The organism is Nocardioides phosphati (genome assembly GCF_014646375.1).
GTDB lineage: Bacteria > Actinomycetota > Actinomycetes > Propionibacteriales > Nocardioidaceae > Nocardioides > Nocardioides phosphati.
In genome coordinates this window covers 313337-329950 of sequence record NZ_BMNI01000003.1, presented here as the reverse complement: position 1 = coordinate 329950, position 16614 = coordinate 313337, and the positions used below count along the sequence as shown (strand labels likewise).

The following is a 16614-nucleotide window of genomic DNA, read 5'->3' as shown; positions in this document are numbered from 1 at the left end:
ACCCCCAGGCGGACGACCTCGACGATCAGTAGGACTTCGGCAGACCCAGCGAGTGCATCGCGACGAAGTTGAGGATCATCTCGCGCGAGACCGGGGCGATCCGGCCGAGGCGGGCGGCGACCATGAGGTTGGCCAGGCCGTACTCCTCGGTCATGCCGTTGCCGCCGTGGGTGTGGACCGCCACGTCGGAGGCGTTGCAGGCGATCTCGCCGCCGGCGTACTTGGCCATGTTGGCGTACTCGCCGGCGCCGAAGTCGTCGCCCGCGTCGTAGAGGGCCGCAGCCTTCTGCCAGAGCAGGCGGGCCTGCTCGAGCTCGATCTTCACCTTGGCGAGCGGGTGCTGGATGCCCTGGTGGGCGCCGATCGGGGCGTCCTTCCAGACCGAGCGCTCCTTCGCGTACGCCACCGCCTTCTCGAGCGCGTAGCGGGCCATGCCGCACGACATCGCGGCGCCCATGATCCGCTCCGGGTTGAGACCGGCGAAGAGCTGCCAGAGGCCGCCGTCCTCGTCGCCGACCAGCGCGTCGGCAGGCACGCGGACGTTGTCGAGGAAGAGCGTGAACTGCTTCTCCGGGGCCTTCCACGCCATCGGGATGACCTGCTTGGTGAAGCCCGGGGCGTCGGTCGGCACCATGAAGAGGGCCGGCTTGAGCTTGCCGGTCTTCGCGTCCTCGGTGCGGCTCACGATGAGGATCACCTGGGCCTCGTCGACGCCGGAGATGAACGTCTTCTGGCCGTTGATCACCCACTCGTCACCGTCGCGCGAGGCGGTCGTGGTGATGTTGTGGGCGTTGGAGCCGGCGTCTGCCTCGGTGATGCCGAACGCCGCGGTCACCTCGCCCGAGGCGATCTGCGGGATCCAGTGCTTCTTCTGCTCCTCGGTGCCACAGCGGGCGAGGATCGAGCCGACGATCGCGGGGCTCACGACCATCATCAGCAGGGGCGCGCCGGCCGCCGACGCCTCCTCGAGCACCGCGGCAAGGTCGGACATGCCGCCGCCACCGCCGCCGTACTCCTCGGGGAGGTTGACGCCGAGGAAGCCGTTGCGGCCCATCTCGGCCCACATCTCCGTCATCTTGCCGCCCTCGCGGGCCTGCTTCTCGACGAACTCCCGGCCGTACTTCGAGGCCAGCTTCTTGACCGCCTCGCGCAGGGCGACGCGCTCCTCGGGCTCAGTGAACATGGTGCTCATCAGTTCTCCTCCTCGGAGCTCTCGTTGCTCTGGACGACGGCGAGCACGGTGCCCGCCTCGACCTGCTGGCCCGCGGTCGCGGACAGCTCGGTGACCGTGCCGGCGTACGGCGCGGCGATGGTGTGCTGCATCTTCATGGCCTCCATGACCAGCAGCGGCTGGCCCTCGGCGACCTCGTCGCCGACCGCGGCGTGCACGGCCACGACCGAGCCCGGCATCGGCGCGAGGAGCGAGCCCTCCGCGACCTGGCTCGACGGGTCGACGAACCGCGGCTTCCTCCGCAGCGCGACGTGGCCGAGCGACGACTCGACGTCGACAGCGTCACCAGTCACGTGGATCTGGAAGCCGCGACGGACGCCACCCTCCTCGAGCACCACCTGCTCCGGCGTCACCTCGTGGACGACGACACCGTCGAGGTCGGCCGAGCGGAACGACCGGCCGCCGTACCAGCGGACCTCGAGCTCGTCCTCGTCCGACCCGCCCCGGAGGAACGTGGTGAGCTGCGGCTGGGAGACCACGTTGCGGAAGCCCGCCGGGATCCGGCTCTGGACGGGGCTGGCCAGGCGGGCCCGCTCGGCCAGCGCGATCGCGGCCGCGAAGCCCGAGAGCGGCACCGCGTCCGCGCCACCGACGGGGGCGCCGAGCACCGCGAGGTCGGCGCCATCGAGCCACGTGGTGTGCATGGTGGCGTCGACGACGACCGGGTCGCGCAGCAGGTTCACCAGCAGGTCGCGGTTGGTGGTCAGGCCGTGGAGCTCGGCCTTGGCGAGCGCACCGGCGAGCTGGCGCAGTGCCTGCTCACGGGTCGGCGCGAAGGCGATCACCTTGGCGATCATCGCGTCGTAGAAGGTGCCGATCTCGTCGCCGGCGCCGACACCCGAGTCGAGCCGGATGCCGTGGCCCTCGGTCGTGAACTCCGACCGGACACCGGGCAGCTCGAAGCGCGTGATCCGCCCGGACTGCGGCTGGTAGCCGTGGGCCGGGTCCTCGGCGTACAGGCGGACCTCGATGGCGTGGCCCTGCGGCTCACCGATCGTGACGTCGCCCAGCGAGCGGCCCTCGGCGACGGCGATCTGCAGCGCGACCAGGTCGACGCCGTACACGGCCTCGGTGACGGGGTGCTCGACCTGGAGGCGGGTGTTCATCTCCAGGAAGTAGAAGCGGTCCTTCGCCACGTCGTAGAGGAACTCGACGGTGCCCGCGCCGCGGTAGTCGATCGCCTCGGCGGCGGCCTTGGCGGCCTCGTGCAGCGCCTTCCGCGTCGCGTCGGGCAGCGCAGGAGCCGGGGCCTCCTCGATCACCTTCTGGTGGCGGCGCTGCACGGAGCAGTCGCGCTCACCGAAGACGAGCGTGCCGTCGGCGGTGCCCATGACCTGGACCTCGATGTGGCGGCCGGTCTGGATGTAGGGCTCGACGAAGACCGTGCCGTCGCCGAACGCCGAGGCGGCCTCGGAGGAGGCCTTCTCGATCTCGCCCGGCAGGTCCGCCAGGGCGTTGACGATGCGCATGCCGCGGCCGCCACCACCGGCCGAGGCCTTCACGAGCAGCGGGAGGTCGGCGTCGGTGGCGGTGTCGGCCGTGAGCGACCCGAGCACCGGGACGCCGGCGGCTTCCATGAGCTTCTTGGACTCGATCTTCGAGCCCATCTTCTCGATGGAGTCCGGGGCCGGGCCGACCCAGGTCAGGCCCGCCTCGACGACGGCGCGGGCGAACGCGGCGTTCTCCGAGAGGAAGCCGTAGCCGGGGTGGATCGCGTCGGCGCCGGCGGCCTTCGCTGCCGCGATGACGAGGTCGCCGCGCAGGTAGGTCTCGGCAGGCGCGTTGCCGGGCAGGTGCACCGCGGCGTCGGCGTCGCGCACGAAGGGCATGCCCTCGTCCGCGGACGAGAAGACGGCGACGGTCTCGATGCCGAGCTCGCGGCAGGTGCGGAAGACACGGCGGGCGATCTCGCCGCGGTTGGCGACCAGAAGTCGATTGATCACGTGGGGCCCCATCACATGCGGAAGACGCCGAAGTTCATGGCGCCCTCGATCGGCTGGTTGTCGATGACGGAGAGGCAGATGCCCAGCACCGTCCGGGTGTCACGCGGGTCGATCACGCCGTCGTCGTAGACGAGGCCGGAGAGGAACTCGGGCAGCGACTGGTCCTCGACCATCTGCATGACGAAGGCCTTGATCCCCTCGAACTCCTCCTGGTTCCACGGCTGGCCCTTCTTCTCCGCGGACTCGCGGGCCACGATCTCCATGACGCCGGCGAGCTGCGCGGGGCCCATGACCGCGGACTTCGCCGACGGCCAGGTGAAGAGGAAGCGCGGGTCGTAGGCACGACCGTTCATGCCGTAGTTGCCGGCGCCGAAGGACGCTCCCATGATCACCGTGAGGTGCGGGACCTTCGAGTTGGAGACCGCGTTGATCATCATCGCGCCGTGCTTGATGATGCCGCCCTGCTCGTACTCCGCCCCGACCATGTAGCCGGTCGTGTTGTGCAGGAAGAGCAGCGGGGTGTCCTTCTGGTTGGCCAGCTGGATGAACTGCGCGGCCTTCTGCGCCTCCTCGCTCATCAGCACGCCGCGCGCGTTGGCGACGATGCCGATCGGGCGGCCGTGGAGCTTCGCCCAGCCGACGCAGAGCGCGGTGCCGTAGAGCGGCTTGAACTCGTCGAACGGCGTGCCGTTGGTCGCGGAGGTGCCGTCCACGATCCGCAGGATCGCGTCGCGCGGGTCGAACGGCTCCTTGAGGTCCTCGGGGAAGAGCTCGATGAGCTCCTCGGGGTCACCGTCCGGCTCGGCGTACGACGTGGGGTCGGGCGAGGTGCCCTTCTTGCGCCAGTTGAGCCGGGCCACGCAGCGGCGCGCCAGGCGGATCGCGTCGTGCTCGTCGACGGCGAGGAAGTCGGAGGAGCCGGAGATGCGCGAGTGCATCTCGGCGCCGCCCAGCGACTCGTCGTCGGACTCCTCGCCGGTCGCCATCTTGACCAGCGGCGGGCCGGCCAGGAAGACCTTCGCGGCCTCCTTGACCATGATCACGTAGTCGCTCATGCCGGGGACGTAGGCGCCGCCCGCAGTGGAGTTGCCGAAGACCACCGAGATCGTCGGCTGCTTGCGCGCGGAGGCACGGGTCAGGTCGCGGAACCCCTTGCCGCCCGGGATGAAGATGTCCTTCTGCGTGGGCAGGTCGGCGCCACCGGACTCGGTCAGGTTGATCGTCGGGAGCCAGTTGCGCTCGGCGATCTCGGCCGCGCGGAACGACTTGCGCAGCGAGAACGGGTTGAGCGCGCCACCCTTCACCGTCGGGTCGTTGGCGACGATCATGCACTCGACGCCCTCGACCACGCCGATGCCGGTCACCATCGAGGCGCCGACCGCGAACTCCGAGCCCCAGCCGGCCAGCGGCATCAGCTCGAGGAACGCCGACCCCTCGTCGACGAGCAGCTCGATCCGCTCGCGGGCGGTCAGCTTGCCGCGCTGGTGGTGCCGCTCGATGTACTTGCCACCGGCCTGGACGGCCTTCTGGTTCTGCTCGTCGATGTGCGCGATCTTGGCGAGCATCGCCTGGCGGCGGCTCTCCTCCACCGTGAGCTCGACGGCCTCGGGTGCTTCTGTGCTCATGCCTTCTTCTCCGGTGAGTAGCCGAGGAGGCGGGCGGCGAGGTCGCTGAGCACCTCGGTCGCACCTCCTCCGATGGGCAGGATCCGTACGTCGCGGTAGTGGCGCTCGACCTCGGTCTCGCGCATGTAGCCCATGCCGCCGTGCAGCTGGACCGCCTGGTCGGCGACCCAGACGGCGGTGTCGACAGCGGGCTGCTTGGCCATGCAGGCCTCGGCGATGACCTGCTCGCCGGCGTCGTAGCGGCGGGCGACCTCGAGCGTGTAGCTGCGCGCGACCTCGACCTGGCGCCGCATCTCCACGAGCTTCGCCCGCACGACCTGGTTGGCGTTGAGCGGCTTGCCGAAGGCGGTCCGCTGCGCGACGTACTCCGCGGTGAGGTTGAGGCAGCGCAGGGCGTGGCCGTAGCCCAGGAGGGCGAGGAAGATCCGCTCGGTGACGAAGTTCTGGGCGATGTAGTAGAACGCCGCGTTCTCCTCGCCGACCAGGTGGTCGAGCGGGACCCGCACGTCGACGTACGACAGCTCGCCGGTGTCGGAGGCGAGCCAGCCCATCTTCTCGAGCTTGCGCGACACGGTGAAGCCGGGCGTGCCGTGCGGGACCACGATCAGCGACAGTCCGTGGGCACCGGCGTCCGCGGTGCGGCAGACCGTGACGACCCAGTCGCCGCGGACCGAGCTGGTGATGAAGGTCTTGGCGCCGTTGATGACCCACTCGTCGCCGTCGCGCACCGCCCGGGTGGTGATGCCGGCGACGTCGGAGCCCGTGCCCGGCTCGGTGATCGCGAGCGAGCTGATGGCGTCGCCGGCGAGGACCGGTCGCACCCAGCGGTCGACCTGGTCGGGCGTGCCGTTCTGGTGGACGTGGGGCACGGAGATGCCGTGCGTGAAGGCACTGGCCATCGCGCCGCCGGACCAGCCGGCCTCCATGAAGCCCTCGTTGATCGCGCAGACGTCGAGCAGGGTCCCGCCGTCGCCACCGGCCTCCTCGGGGGCGCCGACAGCGAGCAGGCCGGCGTGCGCGAGCTTCTTCTGCAGCTCGCGGGGCAGCTCGCCCTCACGCTCCCAGGCGTCCAGGTGGGGCACGACCTCTCGGCGCGTGAACTCCATCGCGGACTGCTTCAGCGCCACCTGCTCCGGCGTCCAGCCGGAGGTCGGCGAGTACCTCACTTCTTCTCCGGGGCGTAGCCGAACAAGCGGGCGGCCAGGTCGGAGAGCACCTCGGTCGCGCCTCCTCCGATCGGCAGCAGGCGTGCGTCGCGGTAGTGGCGCTCGACCTCGGTCTCGCGCATGTAGCCCATGCCGCCGTGCAGCTGCACCGCCTCGTTGGCGACCCAGCAGCCGGCCTCGACGGCGGTCTGCTTGGCGAGCACGGCCTCGGCGATCACGGACTCGCCGGCGGCGTACCGGCGGGCGACCTCGAGCGTGTAGGTCCGCGCGACCTCGGCCTGGCGACGCATCTCCACGAGCTTCGCGCGCACGACCTGGTTGGCGTTGAGTGGCTTGCCGAACGCCGTGCGCTGCGCGACGTACGCCGCGGTGAGGTTGAGGCAGCGGATCGCGTGGCCGTAGCCCTGCAGTGCGAGCCCGATCCGCTCGGTGACGAACTGGTCGGCGATGTAGTAGAAGCCGTGGTTCTCCTGGCCGACCAGGTTGCCGAGCGGGACCCGTACGTCGTCGAAGGTGAGCTCGCCGGTGTCGGAGGCGAGCCAGCCCATCTTCTCGAGCTTGCGCGAGACGGTGTAGCCGGGCGTGCCCTTGGGGACGACGATCAGCGAGATGCCGTGGGCGCCCGTGTCGGCGGTGCGGCACGCGACCGTCACGAAGTCACCGCGCACCGACGAGCTGATGAACATCTTCGCGCCGTTGATGACCCACTCGTCGCCGTCGCGGACCGCCTTGGTGGTGATGCCGGCGACGTCGCTGCCCGTGCCGGGCTCGGTGATGCCCAGCGAGCCGATCAGGTCGCCGGCGAGGGTGGGCTTGACCCACTTCTCGATCAGCTCGGGCGAGCCGTTGCGGGCGATGTGCGGGACGGCGATGCCGTGCGTGAACATCGCGGTGAGGGCGCCGCCGGAGACGCCGGCCTCCATGAAGCCCTCCTGCAGGGCCAGGTTGTCGAAGAGGGTGCCCCCGTCGCCACCGACCTTCTCGGGGAACCCGACTGCGAGCAGACCCGCCTTCGCGAGCTTCTTCTGGACATCGCGCGGCACCTCGCCGGCGCGCTCCCACTCCTCCATGTGCGGCATCAGCTCGCGCTCGGCGAACGCCCGCGCGCTCTGCTTGAGGGCGACCTGGTCCTCGTTGAATCCGGCGGTCGGCGACCAGGCGGTCACAGCAGGCTCCCTTCGATGTTGGCCAGCCGGCCGCGGACCCACTCCGCCAGGCCCTTGGCCTGCGGGTCGAACCGGGCGGTGGCGGCGACGCCCTCGTCGAGGAGGCCGTGGATGAGGATGTTGACGCCACCGAGGTTGGGCAGCGGGTAGACCTCGACGTCGAGGTCCTTCGCCTCCGGGATCAGCTCACGCACCTGCCGCGGCGACATGAACTTCGTCAGCCACGTGACGCGCTCGGCGTACTTCGGGTGGCCGTCGTGCTTGACCCAGAGGCCGATGTTGGCGTCGCCGCCCTTGTCGCCCGAGCGCCCGTGGACGAACGTGCCGAGCGGCAGGCGCCGGGTCAGCGTGTCGGCCGGTGCGGGGAACGGCGACGGCCGCAGCCCCACGGTGCGGTCGAGCGGCTGGTCGCTCACCTTCGGGTCGGCGATCACCTCGACCGAGCCGTCGTGGTGGACCACGGTGTGCTCGACGACGCTCCGGTCGACGTACGCCGGGGTGTAGACGCCGTACGCCGTGCCGGGGCCGGGCATCCGGCAGGGGACGAAGCCCGGGTAGGAGCCGAGGACCTGCTCGATGACCGGCCCGGTGAAGCCCTTCGCGACCTTGGCCGCATCAGTGTCGAACGCGGTGATCCGCAGGATCGCGGAGGCCGCCTCCTGCGTCGCCGCGTCGGTGTCGGGCTGGACGACGTCGGACCAGACGACACGCCCCGGGCCCTTGTCGCCGAACGCCGCGGTGGCCTGCGCCTGGATCCAGGCGGCCTTCTCCTTGACGTCGAGGCCGGTGAGGATCAGCTCCATCGAGTTGCGGTAGCCGGCGAAGTAGTTGAGGCAGGCCTTCAGCTGCGCGGGCGGGAGGTCGCCGGTGACGCCACTGACCCGCACCCGGTCGGGTGCCTCCTGGGTCAGCTCCATCGTCGTGAGGTCGACGGTGACGTCCGGGTTGAGGTACTTCGTCGTCTGGATCTCGTAGACGAGCTGCGCGGTGACCGTGTCGAGCGTGACCGCTCCGCCGGTGCCCTCGTGCTTGGTGATCACCATGTCGCCGTTGGCCGAGATCTCGGCGATCGGGAAGCCGAGGGGCTTGCTCCGCGCCTCCTCGGGCAGCTCGAGGAAGCCGGAGAAGTTGCCGCCGACCGCCTGCGTGCCGCACTCGATGATGTGCCCCGCGATGACCGCGCCGGCCAGCGCGTCGTACGACTCCGGCGTCCAGCCGTGGTGGTGGATCGCCGGGGCGACGACGACGCTCGCGTCGGTGACGCGGCCGGTGACGACGAGGTCCGCGCCCTTGCCGAGCGCGCTGGCGATGCCGAACGCGCCGAGGTAGGCGTTGGCCGTCAGCGGGTTGCCGTACGTCGGGTGCGCGAGGCCGAGCGCCTCGGTCTGGCTGCGGATGTCGTCACCCGCGACATAGGCGATCTTCGGGCTGAGGCCGAGGCCGTTGCTGACCTCGGCGAGCTTCTCCGCGAGGCCCTTCGGGTTGAGGCCGCCCGCGTTGACGACGACCTTGACCCCCTTCTCGAGCGCGAGGCCGAGCGCGTCCTCGGCCTGCCGCACGAACGTGCGCGCGTAGCCGAGGTGCGGGTCCTTGAAGGTGTCCTTGCCGAGGATCAGCATGGTCAGCTCGGCGAGGTAGTCGCCGGTCAGGTAGTCGAGCGGCCCGCCCTCGAGCATCTCCCGGAACGCCGTCAGGCGGTCGCCGTAGAAGCCGGAGCAGTTGCCGATGCGTGCTGCGGTGGTCATGCCTTCTCCCCCTGGGACTGGTCGTGCCCGGACTGGTCCTTCTGTGCGGGGCGTCCGCCGCCGGCAGGGCCGGCGAACGCCTGGGCGATCGCCAGCCACTTCTCGGCGTCGGGCCCGTCGGCGACGAGGCCGGTGTCGTCGCGGTGCACGCGCTGGGTGACCAGCGCCGCGAAGTCGTACGCCGACCCGGTCACCGTCTGGCCCGCGTCGTCCGGGCCGAGGACGAGCGGCTCGCCCGACGGGAGGGTGAGCTCGAGCCGGATCGGCTCGGCCGGCGCCTCGAGGCCGTTCTGGGCGAAGGCGAAGTTGCGGGTGCGGAAGCCGATGCTGACGACGTGGCGGATCCGGTCGGTGACCGAGTGCGGGGCACCGACCGCGTCGGCGACGTCGAGGCCGTGGGCCCAGGTCTCCATCAGGCGGGCCGTGGCCATCGACGCCGGTGCCATCGGCGGGCCGAACCACATCAGCTTCTGGCCGTCCGGGACGGTGCGGAGCGCGGCAGCGAGCGCGGCCTTCGACGCCTGCCAGCGCTCGAGCAGCTCAGCGCCCGTGTGGGTCTTGGCGATCGTCAGCGCAGCGGTGTCGACGAAGCCGGTCGGGTCGGCGAACGCCTCCATGACCAGCGCGTCCCACCGCGTCTTGTCGCCGAGGGTCCCCTCGATCGCGGTCACCGACGACTCGTCGGTCCACAGCAGGTGCGCGATCGTGGTGGCCACGTCCCAGCCCTCGGCGGGAGTGGCGGTGCGCCAGCCGGCCTCGTCGAGGTCGGCGACCAGCGACTCGACGTACGCGCTCTCGGCCTGGAGGTCCGCGAGGACCCCGTCCAGCACGTCACTCATGCGAGCTCCTTCAGTTCGTGGTCGAGGGTGATGGCCCAGCGGTCGAGGATCCGGGCCCGCCGGTGCGAGTCGTCGCCCAGCGTGTTGGCGAGGCCAAGGCCGCGGAGGAGGTCGAGGGTCGCCTGCACGAGCTCACGCACGCCGGGGCGCGACTCGTCGACCTCGAGCAGCTCGACGGCGATGCGGTGCAGGCCGCGACCGGTCTCGATCTCGAGCGGGCCCACGGCGGCGAGCAGCTGCTCGTCGCTGCGGGCAGCGACCCAGAGCTCGAGGGCCGCGGTGAAGAACGGCGAGGTGACGTACTCCGCGAGGATGTCGAGCACCGCCCGCGTGCGCCCCTCGCCCACCGGCAGCTCCCGCTGCGCGGCCTCGAACTCGATCGCGCGCTGGTCGGCGAGGTGCCGGACGGCGGCGACGACGAGGTCGTTCTTCGTCGGGAAGTGGTGGAGCTGCGCGCCCCGGCTCACCCCCGCGATCTTCGAGACGAGCGTGGTCGACGTGCCGGCGAAGCCCGCGTCGACGAGGCACTGGATCGTCGCCTCGAGCAGCCGGGCCCGCATCGCTCGCGTGCGCTCCTCCTGGGGCACGCGCGCGGTCGTCTGGGTCACGGGTACAGGGTGTCCCACATACTTAGAAACAGTCAAGACTGACTTTTAGTGTCCTTTCTGCGGCTTGTCGCACGTGAGAAGGTGCGGCCATGACCGAGCAGCCCCCGCCGTACGCCGTGCCCGCCCAGCCGCAGCCCACCTCGACGTACGCCGAGTGGGGCGACCGCGCGGTGGCCACGCTCTGGGACGTCGTCTACTACCTGCCGCCGCTGGTCCTCACGCTGCTCTCTGTCGTCGCGTTCATCGCGGGCGCGGTGGCCTCCGACACCGACGACGACGGGCTCGCCGCTGCGATGTTCATCCTCGGCGCGGTCCTCTTCCTCGGCGGCGCCATCTGGGGCGTCGTGCGGCAGGTCAACAACTCCGTCGTGCGCCAGGGCCGCACCGGCCAGACCTGGGGCAAGGCGAAGGTCGGCATCTGGGTCCTGCAGGAGCAGACGGGCGCGGCACCCGGCTGGGGCAGCTGCCTGGGGCGCTGGCTGCTCCACGGACTGATCAACCAGGCGGTCTACCTCGACTACCTGTGGCCGCTCTGGGACCAGCCGAAGCACCAGACGCTGACCGACAAGATCCTCGGGACCGTGGTGGTCAAGCGCGTCTGAGGCGGGGGCCCGCCCCCGGCCCTGGCCTGCCCGACTCCGGCGCACGTGAACGCGATCGCCTCCCCGTGCGATGGACTGGTCATGAGAGCCCACGACCTGGCCCTGAGCCCACCGGAGGACCCCGTGCAGCCTGTCGACGACCACGCGATCATCGCGTTGTCGCTCACGCAGCCCGACGCCTTCGGTGCCCTCTTCGAGCGCCACTCCCGCGAGCTGCACCGCTTCCTGTCCCGGCGCCTCGGCGCGATCGCCGACGACCTCCTCGGCGATCTCTTCGTCGCCGCCTTCGAGCTGCGCACCCGCTACCGGGCCGAGCTCGCCGATGCCCGGCCGTGGCTCTACGGCATCGCCGCCAACCTCGTGCGCCGCCACCACCGCGCGGAAGCCACTCGCTACCGCGCCCTCGGCCGGACGCCGCTCGCGCTCGTCGCCGCCGACGGGTCCGGCGAGGCGGTCGCACTGGCCGATGCCGCGGCGCTGCGGCCCCGGCTCGCCACGGCGCTGGCCGAGCTGAAGGCAGCCGACCGCGACGTACTCCTCCTGCTGGCGTGGGGCCAGCTCGAGCAGGCCGAGGTGGCCGCCGCCCTCGGCATCCCGCTCGGGACCGTGCGGTCCCGCCTCCACCGGGCGCGCCAGCAGCTGCGCCCCGTCCTCGACGACCTGCAGGGAGAGCTCCGATGAACGACCTCGATCTCCTCGACCGCTTCGGCCCCTCGGCCCCGGAGCCCTCCGACGCCGCCCTCGCCGCGGCCCGCGCCCGGCTCTCGGCCGCCCTCGACGCAACCACCCCCGGCGTACGCCGCACCCGCCGGCTGCCCCTCCTCGTCGCCGCCTCGGTGGTCGCCGCCGGCGGCGCGGGCATCGCCGTCGCCCCCGCGCTGATGGGCTCGGACCACTCCATCGCCCTGGCCGCCGTCGACCCCCTGACCTTCCCCGTCACGCCCACCTGGCTGCCGGCGGGCCTCGGCGACCCGGTCTTCTCGAAGGACAGCAGCACCTTGATGTTCGCGTCGTACGGCCGGCCACAGGACGGGATCAACGTGGTCGTCTCGCCGACCCCGGACAACTGGGAGGACCGCGAGCACGAGCGGGCGATCGAGGTCCGGGGCCACGATGCCACCGTCTTCGAACAGGACCCCGGCGACGTCGTGGTCGTCTGGAAGCAGGACGACGGTGACTACATCGGCGTCTCGGGGCGCGGCGACTTCGCCGACGAGCAGGTGATCGAGCACGTCGCGGAGTCCGTCGCGGACCGCAGCCAGCGTGTTGACCTCTTCCTCACCGTGGCCCCCGCTGGCTGGCAGGTGCAGGCGTACCAGTCGGACATGCACGTGTCTTACGGCGAGCGCGGCGAACTCAGCGTGACCCTGCTGTCGTCGCAGGCGGATCCCTCCTCCGACTTCGGCGCGAAGAACGTCCACGACGTCAGCGTCGACGGCCGCACGGGCTGGATCGGCAACTACGTCGGCGACAGCGGCACTCCGCGCGACTGGGTCCTCGTCGCACCCGCTCCCGACGGTCGGGAGTTCGTCCTCCAGGCGCCCGGCGAGCTGAGCGAGGACCAGGTCATCGAGATCGCCGCCGGCGTACGCCACCGCTGACTGCACCCACCAACGCCGACGCGGGCGAGGCCCTCCCCCGAGGAGCCCCGCCCGCGTCGTGTTCCTTGCCCCCGCTGGTCCGGGTGCAGCGCGCTCAGTCGATGCGCGCCACCAGCGGGAGCCGTGACCGGGCACAGAGTCCGACCACGAGCGCGAGGAGCACCGGCACGCCGACGGCGACCTCCGCGAGCAGCAGCCACGGGATGTCGATCGTGTGGGCGCTACCGCTGGAACCGCCGTAGTAGTAGGCGTGCGAGGTCATCGGCCAGGTGACGGCGATGCCCGGCACAGCACCGACGACGACGCCGAGCACGGCACCGACGCCGCCGATGACGAAGGCGATGCCCATGGCGACCGCCCGGCTGGTGCGCGGTGCGGCACCCACCGCCGACAACGTCCCGAGGTCAGGTCCGGCGTCGGCCAGCGCGAGCACCGTCGCCGTCACGGTGCCGCCGACCATGAGCAGCGCGCCCACGACCATCAGGACCAGCATCATGAGGGCGTACTCCGGGTCCGGCTGCCAGCCCCGCTCGACGTACACGTCACCGCCGTCGGCGACGTCCAGGACCGCCTCCTCGAGGGTCTTGGCCTCGGCCGTCGACACGGTCCGGTTGATCAGCGCGCCGGCGACGCTGACGCGGGCGCCGAGGCGCTCGGCGGCGCGGTCCGCCACGATGGCGGTCGCCAGCGGGCGTCCCTTCACCGCGAAGGCAACGGCAGGCACCCTGAGGCGCTGCGCCTCCTTCATGCCGTCGGCGTCCTGGGCGTCGGCGGAGTCATCGACGTACCGCACCAACGTCAGGTGGCTGAGACCGCCCGCCTGCCTGCCCATCACCACGGCTCCGCCGCGGGCGAGGACCGCGTCGGCCTGCTCCACCTCGGACTGCGAGAGGCCGAAGTCCACCGCCGGGACCTTCGACGCGACTGCGACGCCGTTGTTGAACGGCCCGCTGAAGTCGCCGTACAGGTCGTCGCCGCCGCCCCTGAGCATGATCGACTGGCCACCTTCGTCGGCCATGCCGCGGACGACGACAGCGTCGGGCGCGAGCCGCTTCAGCACCGGTACGACGGCAGTCCACTGCTTCGCCACGTCGTCGGTGGCGCCGTAGTCGCTCCAGACGTTGACCTCGGCATGGCCCATCGGCAGCCGCGGCTCGTAGGTCTTCTCCCCCGCAGCCTCCTGACTCGCGTTGGCGATGCCGAGCGCGACGACACCGGCGACGGTCGCCATCACCGCGCCGATGGCAGGCACCGTGCGCGTGCGGTGGCGCAAGCCGTCCCGGAGGGCATACCTCACCGCAAGGGGCGCCCGGCCGGTCGACCGCGCGAGGAGGCGCAGGATCAGCGGCATGAGCGCGACGGCTCCGAGAACGGTCGTCACGGCGCCGAAGCCGATCCAGATCTCGCCGTAGCTGCTGGCCCCGACCAGGCCGACGAAGGTCAGCAGCCCACCGATCACCATCAGCACGATGCCGAGCAGCGGCGAGAAGCGCGCCGGTGCCGGGTCGCCGCGGCGTCCCGCCAGCACGCGTACGACGTCCTGCCGCGAGGCGAGCCACGACGGGACGAGAGCGGCGAGCACCGCGCTGACGAGGCCGAAGAGCGCCACCCCTGCAACCTGCAGCGGGCTCCAGTCGCGCGGCCCGAACCACGTCGAGCCGAACTGCTCGGCGACAGGGGAGACGAGCCAGCCCACCAGGACGCCACCGGCCGCGCCCACCGCGGCCGCCAGGCCACCGATGACGAACGCCGTCGTGAGCACGGCCGCGCGCACCTGCCGCGGCGTACCTCCGTTGGCGCTGAGCAGGGCGAGCTCGCGCTGGCGGCGCCGCGCACTGACCGCGAACGCCGGACCGGCGAGGAGCGCGACCTCCGTCAGCGCCATCACGACGACGAGCACGAAGACCGCCAGGTCCGGTCCGTTGAGGCCCCTGCCCCCGCTGTAGTTGGCGACGTCCTGGTCGCGGGTGGTCGGGTAGTACCCGTCCTTGCCGAGGTCGGCGAGCCTGCGGAGGTCGAGCGCTCCGGCCGCCTTGGCGAAGACGGTCACGTCACCGACCGAACCAGGCGCACGTCGGTCCGGAATTAGCTCGCCCGGCCGGCCCCAGGCCCGGCCGGAGTCCTTCTCGAAGGGGTCCTCGACAATGCCGACGACGCGGAGCGAGGAGCCCCCACGCACCTCGAGGGTCTCGCCGACACCAGGCCCGCGATCAGCCAGCCAGCCGTTGACGGCGACCTGGCCGGCAACGCGCGGGAGATGCCCCGAGACGAGGCGGTAGGTGCCGGTCAGGAGCGGGTTGGCGAGATCGGCCTCGTAGGCGTCGACGCGGGTCGCGCCCTTGTCGGTGCTCGCCCGGAGCGTGCCGTGCGCGCGGAGCGCCGTCGCGGTGCCCGCCCCCAGGGCCGCGCGGACCTGCCCCTCCATCTTCGGGAGCACGTCGACGGCGTGGACCGTGTTGTCGTTGTTGCCGTTGAAGCCGAGCACGATGTCCGCGGTGCCCATGTCGCCGACGACCCGCTCACTGCCCGTCACGCTGGCGGTCGCGATCACCGTCGAGGCCGCACTGACACCGAGGACCGGCAGCAGGATCATCAGGAAGACGACGAGGCTCCGGCCCTTGTTGCGCCACAGGTCACGCCAGGCCAGCCGCAACAGCGGCGTGAACCCGGTCATCGCGCGCCCTCCACGTCGAGCAGGTCCTCGGGGCCGCGGGTCCGGCCGGACTCGTCGACGACGAGGCCGTCACGGAGGAAGACGACGCGGTCCGCCCACGCCGCGTGCCGCGGGTCGTGGGTGACGAGCAGGCCGGCCGCTCCGGCGTCCACGCGGGAGCGCAGGAGCTTGAGCACCTCCTCGCCAGTGGCGGTGTCGAGGGCGCCCGTGGGCTCGTCGGCGAGGATCAGGCGGCGCTGGCCCACGATGGCCCGCGCGATCGCCACCCGCTGCTGCTGGCCACCGGACATGTCGTCGGGGTAGCGGTCGGCCGCCGCGCTCAGGCCGACCTCCTCGAGCGCGAGCAGCGCCGCGTCGCGCGCCTCGCCACGGCGTACGCCGTCGAGCTCGAGGGGCAGCGAGACGTTCTCGGCTGCGGTGAGCGCCGGGATCAGGTTGAAGGACTGGAAGACATACCCCACCGACGTACGCCGGAGGGCCGCGCGGCGGCTCTGGGAGAGGCGGACCAGCGAGGTGCCGTCGATGACCACGTCCCCCGACGTCGGGGTGTCGAGGCCACCGGCCAGGTTGAGCAGCGTCGACTTGCCGGAGCCCGAGGGGCCCATGACCGCGACGAGCTCGCCGGGCGCTGCGGTGACGGTGACGCCACGGAGGGCGCGGACCTCGGCGGCGCCGGCACCGTGGACGCGGGTGACCTCGGCAAGAGTCAGGATCGGAGCGGTCATCGCGTTGCCTCCTCGGCGACGGTGGAGCGGGACGGGGTGGCGCGGCGCGCCAGCCGCGCCTCGCAGTGGTCGAGCCAGCGGATCTCCGCCTCGGCGTTGAAGATCAGGGAGTCGAGGACGAGGCTCCAGGCCAGGTCGGCCGGCTCGTCGGTGGAGCCGCTGCGCTTGAGGCGGGTGTACTCGTGGAGGGCGTTCATCGTCGCGGTGCGCTGGCGCTGCACCAGCGAGCCGACGTCGACGCCGGGGATCGTCACGGCGATCGCCAGCTTGATCGCGAGCTCGTCGCGGGGCGGCTCGCCCCGGCCGACGGGCTCGTCGAACCAGGTGGCCACCTCGACCCGGCCGTCGGTGGTGATCGCGTACCGTCGCTTGCCGCCGTCACCGTTGGAGCCGTTGCTCTCGTCGGCCGCGACCGCCTCGTCCGACGCCGCCTCGATCATCCCGTCGCGCTCGAGGCGCGCCAGCGTCGTGTAGACCTGCCCGATGTTGAGCGGCCAGGTCGAGCCGGTGCGCCCCTCGAACTCGGTGCGCAGCTGGTAGCCGTACATCGGCCCCTGCTCCAGCAGCGCCAGCAATGCGTGTCGTACTGACATCAGTCCCCCTTCCGGACAACCCGGTGACTGCATACTAGGTATGCATACCGAGTATGTGTCAAGACCATCCGCCCCGCTGCGCCCCAATCGGCGGGA

At 71.6% G+C, this 16614-nt stretch carries 14 protein-coding genes; 3 read left to right on the top strand and 11 right to left on the bottom strand.

Annotated elements, in window-relative coordinates; all coding sequences use genetic code 11:
- Positions 1 to 25: 25 nt before the first annotated feature.
- The 8 genes from IEX47_RS08810 to IEX47_RS08775 are packed head-to-tail and all read right to left on the bottom strand — an operon-like array spanning position 26 to position 10323.
- Positions 26 to 1192 carry an acyl-CoA dehydrogenase family protein gene (locus IEX47_RS08810; RefSeq protein WP_188783625.1) on the bottom strand — a complete coding sequence of 389 codons (1167 nt, stop codon included), beginning with the start codon at positions 1190 to 1192 and terminating at the stop codon, positions 26 to 28.
- Positions 1192 to 3174, bottom strand: coding sequence for an acetyl/propionyl/methylcrotonyl-CoA carboxylase subunit alpha (locus IEX47_RS08805; RefSeq protein ID WP_188783624.1), 1983 nt, complete (start codon positions 3172 to 3174; stop codon positions 1192 to 1194). The genes IEX47_RS08810 and IEX47_RS08805 overlap by 1 nt, the downstream gene beginning before the upstream one ends.
- Positions 3175 to 3185: 11 nt before the next feature.
- Positions 3186 to 4799 carry an acyl-CoA carboxylase subunit beta gene (locus IEX47_RS08800; RefSeq protein WP_188783623.1) on the bottom strand — a complete coding sequence of 538 codons (1614 nt, stop codon included), beginning with the start codon at positions 4797 to 4799 and terminating at the stop codon, positions 3186 to 3188.
- Positions 4796 to 5965 carry an acyl-CoA dehydrogenase family protein gene (locus tag IEX47_RS08795; RefSeq protein ID WP_229662746.1) on the bottom strand — a complete coding sequence of 390 codons (1170 nt, stop codon included), beginning with the start codon at positions 5963 to 5965 and terminating at the stop codon, positions 4796 to 4798. The genes IEX47_RS08800 and IEX47_RS08795 overlap by 4 nt, the downstream gene beginning before the upstream one ends.
- Positions 5962 to 7131 carry an acyl-CoA dehydrogenase family protein gene (locus IEX47_RS08790; protein ID WP_229662745.1) on the bottom strand — a complete coding sequence of 390 codons (1170 nt, stop codon included), beginning with the start codon at positions 7129 to 7131 and terminating at the stop codon, positions 5962 to 5964. Before IEX47_RS08790 ends, IEX47_RS08795 begins: the two co-directional genes overlap by 4 nt.
- Positions 7128 to 8876, bottom strand: coding sequence for an acyclic terpene utilization AtuA family protein (locus tag IEX47_RS08785; RefSeq protein ID WP_188783622.1), 1749 nt, complete (start codon positions 8874 to 8876; stop codon positions 7128 to 7130). The genes IEX47_RS08790 and IEX47_RS08785 overlap by 4 nt, the downstream gene beginning before the upstream one ends.
- Positions 8873 to 9715: a TIGR03084 family metal-binding protein gene (locus IEX47_RS08780; RefSeq protein WP_188783621.1), complete on the bottom strand. Its 843-nt coding sequence runs from the start codon at positions 9713 to 9715 to the stop codon at positions 8873 to 8875. Before IEX47_RS08780 ends, IEX47_RS08785 begins: the two co-directional genes overlap by 4 nt.
- A complete protein-coding gene (locus IEX47_RS08775; protein WP_229662744.1) occupies positions 9712 to 10323 on the bottom strand; it encodes a TetR/AcrR family transcriptional regulator in 612 nt (203 codons plus the stop codon). Before IEX47_RS08775 ends, IEX47_RS08780 begins: the two co-directional genes overlap by 4 nt.
- Positions 10324 to 10412: 89 nt before the next feature.
- Here IEX47_RS08775 and IEX47_RS08770 point away from each other — a divergent pair, with 89 nt between their 5' ends.
- From IEX47_RS08770 to IEX47_RS08760, 3 genes are all read left to right on the top strand, one after another.
- Positions 10413 to 10925 (top strand): RDD family protein, encoded by a 513-nt coding sequence (locus tag IEX47_RS08770; protein ID WP_188783620.1) that lies wholly within the window; start codon positions 10413 to 10415, stop codon positions 10923 to 10925.
- Positions 10926 to 11006: 81 nt separating this feature from the next.
- A complete protein-coding gene (locus tag IEX47_RS08765; protein ID WP_188783619.1) occupies positions 11007 to 11606 on the top strand; it encodes an RNA polymerase sigma factor in 600 nt (199 codons plus the stop codon).
- Positions 11603 to 12526, top strand: a complete 924-nt coding sequence (locus IEX47_RS08760) for a hypothetical protein (protein WP_188783618.1) — start codon at positions 11603 to 11605, stop codon at positions 12524 to 12526. Before IEX47_RS08765 ends, IEX47_RS08760 begins: the two co-directional genes overlap by 4 nt.
- 94 nt (positions 12527 to 12620) lie before the next feature.
- Here the strand turns inward: IEX47_RS08760 and IEX47_RS08755 are convergent, their stop codons facing one another.
- The 3 genes from IEX47_RS08755 to IEX47_RS08745 are packed head-to-tail and all read right to left on the bottom strand — an operon-like array spanning position 12621 to position 16518.
- A complete protein-coding gene (locus IEX47_RS08755; RefSeq protein ID WP_188783617.1) occupies positions 12621 to 15200 on the bottom strand; it encodes an FtsX-like permease family protein in 2580 nt (859 codons plus the stop codon).
- On the bottom strand, positions 15197 to 15925 hold the full coding sequence (locus IEX47_RS08750) for an ABC transporter ATP-binding protein (RefSeq protein WP_188783616.1): 729 nt from the start codon (positions 15923 to 15925) through the stop codon (positions 15197 to 15199). The genes IEX47_RS08755 and IEX47_RS08750 overlap by 4 nt, the downstream gene beginning before the upstream one ends.
- Positions 15922 to 16518 carry a PadR family transcriptional regulator gene (locus IEX47_RS08745; RefSeq protein WP_188783615.1) on the bottom strand — a complete coding sequence of 199 codons (597 nt, stop codon included), beginning with the start codon at positions 16516 to 16518 and terminating at the stop codon, positions 15922 to 15924. The genes IEX47_RS08750 and IEX47_RS08745 overlap by 4 nt, the downstream gene beginning before the upstream one ends.
- Between the last annotated feature and the right edge of the window lie 96 nt (positions 16519 to 16614).